Raw genomic sequence first — 11,148 nt, forward strand, 5'->3', positions numbered from 1 at the left:
GCCTCCTTTCCGCCCCCTTGTATATTTATTTTAGAAAAATAATCCCGCTTAGATTATAATCTTCGCTAACTCCTGTTATTGAATACTCACCTGCAAATATGAACTTAAGATGAATACAGTAAAAGTTACTTACCGTATTTCTATTTTTCCTATCTCTGTGAATTTATTCAAAAAAAGACATTGAACTAGGTCGTTCAATGCCTTCTCTCTTCTTACATATTTGTGTACTCGAAGTACAATTTTTCCGGTTCTCCATACTTATTAATTTCATTCTGATATACAGCAGCTAATTGCTGTGACATTTCAATGCTCTCCATATAGGATAATGAAGTAACTGCTTCTATTTTTTCTTTAATGTTATTAGGAAGAACTGAATAAGATAAGCTATTCATTTTACTCCCTAATTTAGTTTCAGTAGCAGCTTCATAATAAATCTCAGTAATTAGAACTTCATTATCATCTGGATCGTACATATACCCTCGGTTAACTGTAATCATATTATATGACTCCTCTCTGGTTTACAAATCATAATCTCTAGTGTTTTTAGCATTGCAACAAGTACCCTACTTCTATATACATTCTCTAGTTTTTAATTTTTATATTCCACTCTATATCTAGTTTACTATGAATTAGAAATTAATCTCTTTCTTTTATGTCAAATTCAAAAACCTTTAACAATAATAAGAAACGCTGTAAACCTAGTGCTGTTATTCACATTATTTTTTAATGGTTATTACCTGTGTGCTTAACTTTTAAACATTTAGGTACCTTACACAATCGAAGATAGGATATGTTTCTGTTAAATAAAGGCCCATTGTTTCATGGTTATTATGAGTATTAATGATTTTCATATTCTTTTTCTTATGCCATAATTTGTGAAATTCCATATAATCTCTCCTCTAAATGAAACAAAAAAACACAATAGGTGTACTTTTTTATTTCGCATATTATTAGCCCCGAAGGTCTACGTACAAGTGATTCCTAACTTAAAGACAACACAAAAAGGGCTTCTTTAAGTCGATTAAAAACGTGCATAGCAAAATAAGCTATATATACACTAATCGGCTCAAAGAAGCCCTTTCACAATTGAAACAAGACGCAACTTGCTTCTACAACTCAACCACAACACAATAAGGTGTGGGAATAAACGGAATCAATTAAACAATAAATATACGTTTATATTAAACTAATTTCATAATATCTTCAATTGTTTTTAATGAAACGAAGATAAGAAGGGACTTTTTATGCAGCTGTTATATGTAATGAAGAATAGTGCCCCTGTTTCCCCTACTAAAAATCCCTTCTTATTTTCAGTTCTTGGTGTTACTTCATGTACTGCATTTCAAAATATAGCTTTTCTGGTTTTTGATTTTGGTCTAAATAGCAAAGTATTTCTTGAATAGTTTCCTCTTCTACTTCCATACTTTCCATATAAGACATACTTTCGTTTTCTTGGATCTTTTCAAAAATAGAAGTAGGTAGCTTGTCTGCAGCAAACACACTCATTTTACTTCCTAGCTTTTGTTCGGATGCAGCTTTGTAGAAAATTTCGTTCACAATGACCTCATTATCATCTGGATCGTACATGTAGCCTCTTTGTATACGTAGCAATGTGTTACCCCTTTCTTATATATTCCTTTACGCGAAAAAAATATATTTATATATATTGTTTTTTCTGTATAAAGGTGTCAAAGAATATTATTTCGCAAAATCTGTACTTTGTATAGAGGTAGATACAGGATAATTAGTTTTCTTATTTTATTTTTTGAATATTTTATACTCTGTAATTAATTAAAATTAAAGTTTGATGATATACATAGCCCTCGAATGATGGTTATGATCAAAAAATTTTAAAGCACCCTATTATAAATATAAGAACCTACTTTAAACGATTTTTTAAGTAGGTTCTTAATTAACAAATTATCGTAAAATGATGTGTTATATTTTACCTTCATCACTTGCTTCAGTTGCCTGATAGTCTTGAGGCATTTCGTTATTTTGTTCATTTACTACAGCGCGTCTCTGACCGAAAGTTGAAATTGCTAATCCTCGATGATCCTCTGTCAACCGGACTAAACATTGATCTACCACCAATGCTTGAGGAAACCAAGGTCTTGATGAACGGTTAACCAAACTTATCCTATTGTCAATGAGCGCAAACGTATGCTGTGAACCGTCTGTGAGTAAGGCAGTGACTGATGAAGAATGGTACCCGCTAGAGGAAAGATGGGATATATTCAATTTGTTGTACCGTGCCAGTAGTCTAGGGTTTGTTGGCTCAGAGACACTGAACACTTCTATTCCCGCACTTCCTCCTACCCATAGGAGGTTCTCAGACAGATGCAAGCTCCTTCCCCCTTCAATTGATAACCTTTTAATTTGGCAAAGATTTGAGGTTCGGATGTCAAGAGTCGAGTCCGTGAGCACATAACTGAATTGATCAGTGGATGCTACATCGGAAATAGGATATGCTTCACAGCATGTATCCAATTTGGTTTGTATCAAATTACTGGCCACAGTGGAAAAGCCATGTTCACCGAAAATAAGAAGACCATTACGCCATTGCAGAACACCTTTCACACCAGGTGCAGACCATATGCCAATTCGTTGTGGATAAAATGGATTGGCTAAATCGAACAACATAACCACGTCCCTCATGACGACAACCACAGTTGCATTACCAAACATTGTAGCCGGGAACATGGCTTGGCAGGTAGAATTTAAATCCAGATAGGCGGTCCGCAACAGGGGCTGATACCAAACATCGATAGTGCACAATGACTTGTTTCCTTTGCCTTTAGCAGCTTCACCAACGGTTGAGCACAAATTCGTATTTCTAATTCCCAACGGCCTCAGAATTTCTGAGAGTGCGTCTCGAAAGAGCGTGATATTACGTTGGGAGGGTACTAAAGCAGAAAAAGTAAGTGTGGTTCCTGAACTGGTTGCATGTATGAACGCTTGGCTTCCTGTATCCACTAGAGTAGTTGTTTGTCCAACTCTCAGTCCTTGAATGGAGAAGGTCAAAATTTGAGCATCGATTATTTCTAATGGAGGGTCAATTAGGGGATCCTCAATCCAATTGACATCAAAACGACCGATACCATCGAACCATTTAGGAATCTCTCGGGTGCAATAACTAAAGTTTAACTTAATCATTGAAACAATCTTGTTTTTTTCGGACTCAGTGATTACTGATGGTCGTGGAATTTTAATAAGTCGTATCCCAGCCGTTGTTTCCAGCCTAATCTCAAAATCATAGGGAGCTTTGAGATAGGACTGTGGTGGATGTCCCATTGATATCTTTAGCTTACAGGGTAACAACTCTCGATCGACTATGAAGCCTGGAGCTTCTGTTGGGAAGACCTTCAGCTTGTCATTAAGTACTTTTGCAGAGCAAAAATAAATGGGGGTTGTACCGGTTACTTCTAGTGTGACCTCGGTGTAGAGGTAAGCTACGGAAAGTGGATTTTCTTTTGCTCGGTCCAGTATACTCTTGCTCAATTGGCTACATCCAAACCAAGGAGCGTTCCAACTAAACTCCCCTACATCAAGTGCTAGTTCAGATGGGGTAAACGGTTTACTATGCAGTTTTCCTGTAATTGCAACACCATCTGACAATGCGATGAGATTTTGTGCTTGCAGTTTCATATCACTTAAGCTGGGTATCTCAATTTTGTGGGTGAATCGGTAGTGGAAATCTGAAATTTTCTCTGAAGTAAAGCCATCTACATTTTGTATTGGGCCAGATAATTGGTTTAGTTTGTTTCCGGATATCCAATCTATCATAAGCCATAACGGTGGTACCAAATCTTTTAGTGTATCCAAGAAATCTTTGATTGCGTCGATTAATTGTTCTATCTCCTTCATTTGTATATTAAGGACAATCGAGCGCGTTGGTGCATCATATGAGAAATCCGTAGTGATTGGTAGAGGGAGATAGTATTCACCAAAGTGATAATCAACAAACGTATGCAGAATTGTTGTGACTCGAGGTATTCCTCCATGGTTTTGATACTGGCTACCTACACTACTTACGCGGAACGCTGGTAGACTCTTCTTTTTGAGAGCCTTCTCAATTAATGTAGTAAACATGGTTTCCAGAACCTTGTTGTCCAAAAACATGCTCCAATCTGCCCCTTGTAGATGGTCAGGGATATTGCCTCGGTAGAAGTTAGTCCAACGTATTGAATTATAGTCATTTCCAGGAGCAGGGTCGGCACGGAATACGATTCTCTGATTATCAATATCAACGCTGACACCAGCATTGGCGATCTCTGACACACCTGTAGGTAACAGATTGGTGAAATCAAAGGGAGTCGCCGGACCAGATATTGTAGTGGCCACGACCTGATGAATCCTTTGTTTAAGGATATCAGTGCTGATAGGCAAACCAGGGGGTAAAGGAGGAATTGTTTTCCACTCGATGTCTTCTAAATAACGGTTAATTACGCAGCTACCTGCAGATCCTGGATAATAGGAAAAAGTAATAATTGCCGTGATATTGATTGTATAGACAATTGGTGCTGATTGATTTGGATGCGTCATTATGTCCTGAGTTAGTGCAAATTCAACGTTGATATCCTGAGCAATTTGTGTTTTGAAACCCGTAGCTTTTTCATCTAACGCCGTAAAGTATGGTGATTCAGGATTTTTGCGAGGATTAGCTTGGAAAACTGTGAATTCATCTTCCACGTTGTGCCGGATGTTATTAGTACCCAAAAGTATTCGTTGCACCTGAATTGAGATAACATCATTGAATGCCTCCGGTGGAGGAAGGCAAATTTTTCTAGATTGGAGTTGACGCAACTGTGCTTTTAAAAACGTTGGAACGGAGAATTGAACTTCGAAATTAGCCATCAAATCCCCCTCCTAGGTATATAGGATTTTCCAAATTTAATAAACAAGTCAAATAAAAAGACCTCCTTGTAATAACAAATAAAAATATGAATAGAAGAGATATTGTTAGCATTCTTGCCCCAGCTAAGGGATTTTGAAATTTAATATGTCAAGCTATCGTTAATAGGAGAAAATCTAAACATAAATTTCTCAGAGTTTAATTAACATGTTCTTTCTGAAGTGCTACAATCACCTTTAGCAATAGTTTTCACCACTAAAACTTAATCTATTCACAAATGATGAAAGGGTAAAATATTGAGATGCCTTGTATCACATTATCTGAGGTTTGACTTCTATTATAGAAGATAATCCCATGGTACTATCTTTCGTTCTGATATGTACAAAATAATTTTTAAAACAATTATTAACTTGGATATAAATATAAAGAGAAGCCATTGATACTATATATGATTCAATATTAGATAACCAAAAACTTGTGACTGTATTTTCAAATTGTACATTATTAAAAAACAAACAAGCCATCCTTTAAAAGAATGCAATAGCTTGCAAGGATAGCTTAGTTTGTTGTGAATAATTTTGTATTTAATTGTTTGATTTCCCCTTCTGCAAGGGGCTGATAAAATGCATGTTGTAATCCTTGTATATGTAAGGTTTCTCCTATACACAACAATACTTTACCAGGGAGCAGGTCGAGTAATAGTTCATTATTAATTTGCTTTGCTTGTTTTTCAGTAGAAACATAAATAACTAAGATAGTAGGATTATTTCCAAACCCCCGCATAATAATATCTTTTCCTGATTCTACAAAAGTTTTCCATCTAGCAATTATTCGTTTTAATCGGTCTTTTTTATCAGATAACAAGGTAGAGTATACAACGAAATTAAATTTACGTTCTTCCCCGCCGTTTACTATAAAACTTAAAGGAGGGGTAAAAACCCCTTTATTAATGGATGGATGCATAATATGCCCTAAAAAGGATGAAGCATAACGCAGGTGGCAAAGTAGGTCTATATCATGCCAATAACGTAGGTGAACATATTTACCATGATTATCAATTCGTTCTGGAGCAAAGAAGAACATATTTCCTTGCCAGTATTTTAAGAGTTTATAGCCATTATCGGATAACGTATATGTTTCTTCAAAGATCTCCATATCAAAAATCTCTACTTGCCATTTCTCAATTAGACGATAATAAAGTAATCCTTGAAGTGCATCATTTATTTTCTTACGTGAATATTTACTTTTGAATAAATATAATAAATGATTGAATCTAACGGACATATGCAAACCAATGAAAGTGAGTAATGCATATTGTTCTTCTGTTAAACGCTGCTTAAACTTAACTAATTCTTCATAAGAGTGGAATACATAGGTTTTATCCAAATCATGTATCCGATATATTTGAAGTCCTTGTACATCCTCACTTGATAAATGAGGAATAGAAGGGATATAAGTAGACATTTGTTTCTCTATTGTACGCATAATCATCCATTAAAATTGGTAAATTGACGAATTAGATTTTTTACTCTGGCCTTGCGGATAATTTAGGATACGTACGGTTCCTCTTCTATTTTTAGCATCAATATTAAGCAGCTCACATGTAACGATTGTTTGGTTAATTGCATCTTCTGGAGTTGGGTTAGCGAGGTTACGGCTCTTTAGTCCTTTAAATTGAATACCTGGTGCAACCTCAACGAAAATCCCAGCAATAGCATCAACACCTACAATTTTACCTACAAAGCGGTCACGGCGTTTGTTTAATTCTAATAGTTTCTCCATTGGATCTGTTTCTAATATTTTTTTATTTCCCCTAAACTCATAGCGCCCATTCTTTTCTACTACTTTATCAATGATAAGCTCTACAACATCACCAATAATAATATCCTCTGAGCGAACGAATGAATGGGACCATTGCGAGTATCGTACTCCTACTGTCACACCATGAACTTCAACCAATACAGTTTGTGCAGATGGAATATGTCCAGAAACGTTTCCTGTATATACCTTATTTCCCTCTTGTGTTTCTACTTCTTCATATAGTCTTTTTTGAAGTGCTATTTCCCCTGCAGTGATAGATACAACAGCAAAGTTCCCTTCTTCTGTTTTCTGGAAGTGTTCAATAATAACAGGCTTTGTTCTACCCACTAACCATTGGGGATTTTTAGGAATGTTTATACCTGCCTCTGTAATTGGACAATATGCTGTTGTATGAGAACCAATTTGCATTGTAAGCACTTGTATACGCTCAGACTTTCCGTTTTTAGTCGGGAATAGTTTTTCGGATACGACTGTAATTAAACCTTTCCCTACAGTGCGTTCACGTTTCATACGTGCCAATTCTTCTAATTCATGTTCACGTACTCGCTCGAATTGATTAAAGTTTGTTGCTGACAGTGTGTCACATTGTGAATTCTCTGATTCAAAAACCATTCCAAGTTCTTCTACAGTTTGAGTGTTTGTTTTGTCTTCTGCCATTACATTTTCCTCCTAGAACGCAAAAAAGGACACACCTGTACCGTTGGGATGGTACGTAAGGTGTGTCCTTCACGTAAGTTATGTTTTATTTATATAGTTGTTAATTAAAATATAATGGTATTTCTACTCAAATGCAAGAATAATTTTAAAATCATAAGTTTGCTATAGGTTGAATCAAAATCTAGAATACAGTCTTACTAGGGCTCTACTGCCAACATTTCAGAAAGATAACACGCTAAGAGTATGCATAATTTTATACAATTTTTCGGGTAATCCAGTAACAAACGAGAAACCTAAAAACGCGATATAATAGGATTGTATAAAAAAATGCATTGCTCCATAGAACGGAAAAAGGAGATTTCCTTGTGAAAGTAGGATTCCTTCTTTTTCTTCTCTACCTATAATGAGACGTTATGTTAACTTGACGTGAATATGTTATACATCAAAACTCCCCATCCAGCGTTCCCCCCACATGGTACAATTAGGAAAAGGAGGAGGACTTCAAAATGATTTTAGAAGCAGTCATGTTGCAAGTAAAAGACGGTATGGAGACGGAGTATGAATCAGTATTTAAGCAAGCATCCTCAATCATCTCTTCCATGCAAGGATACATAAATCATGAATTACAACGCTGTATGGAGCAGAAAGGAAAGTATTTGCTCCTTGTGCAATGGGAAACTTTAGAAGACCACACGATAGGATTTCGTCAATCTGAACAATATCAAGAGTGGAAAGCATTATTGCATCACTTTTATGATCCATTTCCAACAGTTGAACACTTTGAGCGTGTAGAGTTATCACGAAACTGAACTTGACCATCTATTAATACTTGAAAAGTAACTACCAATAACAAAAAAATAATAAGCTGTCCATATGGACAGCTTATTATTTTTTTGCTTAGCGTGTTTTTTTTCCAAAATGCTGGCGGTACCCCATCACAATCAAGCTAAGAAAAATAAATACCCCAAAACTAGAAAAGCTTAAATAACTTCCAAGAACGATAATTATATAAATAAACACAAAAGTCCTCCAGTTAAACAATCCAGAGGACTTTTAATAGTTTTCTAATTTATCTTCCAAATACACTCAATCCTAAATAAATCAAACTATAACTAATTAAAGCACTTGCAAGCATAAAACCTATTTTTAATAATTTATCTTTTATATTAGGCTTTACTTCACTTATAGGTTTTCCCTCTATAAAATCAACTATTTGACGATAAGTTTTTAAATTATGCTCTTTTTTCAAGTTTTCAAGCTTCGATGATGAAAGCATAAGCAAAATCACTAGTACCACAGGTATTATAAGGCCATAATAACCAAAAAAGTAAAATACAGGTGCAATAGAAATAGGAAGTAGAATCATTAATGCTAACATAATGTAACTCCACTTAAAGAAAATTGATTTTTGGAGTTCTTCTTTCATGGTCTTTACATCTCCTTTAACTAAATCATCCAGGGAGACATTAAAAAGAATACTCATCATTAATAAATTATGAATATCTGGATAGTTTCTTTCATTTTCCCAGTTAGAAATAGATTGTCTGGAAACATGAATTTTTTCTGCTAACGCCTCTTGGGACATGTTATCCCGTTTACGAAAATATTGTATCTGTTTACCAATGTTCATTTATACATCTCCCTTAAGTTTGAGGTTAAGTTAAAGGCTAATTAAAGACTACCAAATTTCTTTATAATAACGTAATTTTAAAATGTAAAAATGTTTTATCATGCAATTTCCGCTTTATTTTTACTTCCTACAACGCTAAGCCAAAAATACAATAAGCTGCCTATATGGGCAGCTTATTGTATTTTTGGCTTAGCGTGATTTTTTTTCGAAATACTGGCGATATCCCTACTAGATTTAATTTGAGGTTTACAATCTATTAATCAAAGAAATTATTCAACTCTTTACTCATAACGTTCGATGTTTTTTGCTTTGGTTTCTCAATTTTATTAAGCAGAGACTGCGAAGTGTTTTTCTTATTTTTTTGCTGAGATTTTAAGTGCTCTTGGCGTTCTTTGTAACTCATAGGTTTATATTCTTGTTTCTTCTCATCATTTTTCGAATGATCTTCTCTATTTTTTTCTAAGTTTTCTTGAACCGTAATACTAATAGATTCGTAAACTTTTGCTACATCTTTATCAAGCTTATTTTCTTCCGTATGATTAAGCGTTTCTGCGATTGGGATCGTGTTGATTTCTACATACGTTTCGTCTGACTCTGTTTTTGTAACTGGAATTGAAGTAGATTCTATATTTATTTCTGCAGTTTCTATTATTGGAACGGGAAGTCCATCTGATGGGAATTCTTCTAGCAGTGGTTCAGTCTCATCGGGAATCCTGGAATGAATGATGGAATCCGTATTCCAATCTTGCTCTAGCATAGTAATAGACAATTCTTTGTTTAGTTCTGATACCTCCATGTTTATTTCATGGCATTCATCCATTAGAGGTGATTCTATATCCATGACTTCCTCTATTACTTCGTTTATGACTGGTTCAGTTATTGCAGTGCTTACACTTTCTATATGTGTTTCCTCTTGTACGCTTCCTTTGTCTTCGCTTGGAATCGCTACTTCCTGTGTAATAGTATTATCAGAAGTATGAGTAGTATTAACACTCGGTTCTTCTGGTATACTACTACTATTTGAAATTAATACTTTACGAGGACCATCCCCTGTGTAAGAACTTACAACTAGATTTTGTTCTAACTTCTCAATACATTGCATAGCTTTCATATAGCCGATCTTGAATTTTCTTTGCAGAATAGATGGCGAGACTTGTTGTGATTCAATAATAAATTCCTTAATATCTTCATACAACTTATTTTCAGCTTCATCATCAACATCTCCCTGCTGATTCATTGCTGCAGGTTCATTAGATAAGATTTCATTATGAGACTTGTGTTCCTTATAAGCCTCCAATGATACAATGTGCTGTTGCTCTTTGGTTGTTCCTACAGAGCTATTTTGTTTCATCTCATCCTCTTGTATAGGCGGCAAAGTTTGAATTTTTTTCATATTCTCTGCGTCTACATGCTTCATAGGATTTGCTTTTGCAATAGATTCATTAATAAGACGAAGACGTTCATTTTCCCAATATTGGCCTGTTCGCTCCTCTACCTGTAAGAGTGCATGCGCGAATTCTTCTTTAGGTACAAAGTTACTCGTAATTTGTTGGACAGGTTGCACATGGTTATCTTGTACAATACGAGCAGCACAGATGAATGCACCTTGTCCCATAATATCTCCTGGTGACATAACAACTTCTTTTGCTTTCTGATAAGTTGATCCTAATCGACTAACAGGGTTGTCTTGCATAGGTGAAATACCTTGTTCAGATTCTGCCTCTTTAAATTCTTCTTTTTCACCAAACATATCTGAAAAGATTTTTGCATCATATGGTGTTACATCTCCAAATATCATTTTATTACGGAATGAGCCTAGTAAGGTAAACATGTATTGCTCTGTGAAGTCGAGAGCTAATTGAGATAGTGTTTGGCTAGCAATTGTGAGAATTACTTTATATTTACGAGATTGTGCAGGGAATTCTTTAAACGGGCGCACAATAAAGTCCGGGAACTCATCGACAATAATATGATGGTAAGGTGAGATGTTTGGTTTCCTACGGAATACGGCATTCTGCATACTAAGTAGAACGAATTTCCCTAATACATTAGAAAGTTCTGCTAATTCCCCTTTTGCAGTATTCACAAGTAAAATACCACCTTGCTCCAAGTAGGGTAAGTACCCAGCGCCTTATCATATTTCTATGATAGGTTTCCATGTACTCCCCCCCGAACCGTACGTACT

Annotated in this window: 7 protein-coding genes and 1 pseudogene; 1 reads left to right on the forward strand and 7 read right to left on the reverse strand. The window is 35.4% G+C overall.

Features of this window, described 5'->3' with window-relative positions:
* Window positions 1–212 precede the first annotated feature (212 nt).
* The 5 genes from CN409_RS27565 to CN409_RS27585 all read right to left on the reverse strand — a co-directional run bounded on the left by CN409_RS27565 (window position 213) and on the right by CN409_RS27585 (window position 7,333).
* Window positions 213–497, reverse strand: a complete 285-nt coding sequence (locus CN409_RS27565; RefSeq protein WP_000633821.1) for a hypothetical protein — start codon at window positions 495–497, stop codon at window positions 213–215.
* Between the two features lie 826 nt (window positions 498–1,323).
* Complete coding sequence (locus tag CN409_RS27570) at window positions 1,324–1,587, reverse strand: hypothetical protein (RefSeq protein WP_097891675.1); 264 nt, start codon at window positions 1,585–1,587, stop codon at window positions 1,324–1,326.
* Window positions 1,588–1,938: 351 nt separating this feature from the next.
* Entirely contained in the window at window positions 1,939–4,857 is a 2,919-nt protein-coding gene (locus CN409_RS27575; RefSeq protein WP_097981434.1) for an LVIVD repeat-containing protein, read from the reverse strand.
* Between the two features lie 556 nt (window positions 4,858–5,413).
* Entirely contained in the window at window positions 5,414–6,340 is a 927-nt protein-coding gene (locus CN409_RS27580) for a hypothetical protein (RefSeq protein ID WP_097891684.1), read from the reverse strand.
* A 9-nt stretch (window positions 6,341–6,349) separates the two neighbouring features.
* Window positions 6,350–7,333 (reverse strand): RNA-binding protein, encoded by a 984-nt coding sequence (locus tag CN409_RS27585; protein WP_097891686.1) that lies wholly within the window; start codon window positions 7,331–7,333, stop codon window positions 6,350–6,352.
* A 506-nt stretch (window positions 7,334–7,839) separates the two neighbouring features.
* Between CN409_RS27585 and CN409_RS27590 the strand changes: the two genes are divergently transcribed.
* A complete protein-coding gene (locus tag CN409_RS27590) occupies window positions 7,840–8,142 on the forward strand; it encodes an antibiotic biosynthesis monooxygenase family protein (RefSeq protein ID WP_016107055.1) in 303 nt (100 codons plus the stop codon).
* 260 nt (window positions 8,143–8,402) lie between these two features.
* Here CN409_RS27590 and CN409_RS27595 read toward each other — a convergent pair whose 3' ends face one another.
* Together CN409_RS27595 and CN409_RS27600 are read right to left on the reverse strand one after the other, a co-directional pair.
* Entirely contained in the window at window positions 8,403–8,963 is a 561-nt protein-coding gene (locus tag CN409_RS27595) for a helix-turn-helix domain-containing protein (protein ID WP_097891691.1), read from the reverse strand.
* A gap of 256 nt (window positions 8,964–9,219) precedes the next feature.
* A pseudogene (locus tag CN409_RS27600) lies at window positions 9,220–11,076 on the reverse strand (DNA translocase FtsK); the annotation flags it as partial.
* Window positions 11,077–11,148 lie beyond the last annotated feature (72 nt).

The sequence above is a fragment of the Bacillus sp. AFS012607 genome, from assembly GCF_002558005.1.
Classification (GTDB): Bacteria; Bacillota; Bacilli; order Bacillales; family Bacillaceae_G; genus Bacillus_A; species Bacillus_A thuringiensis_S.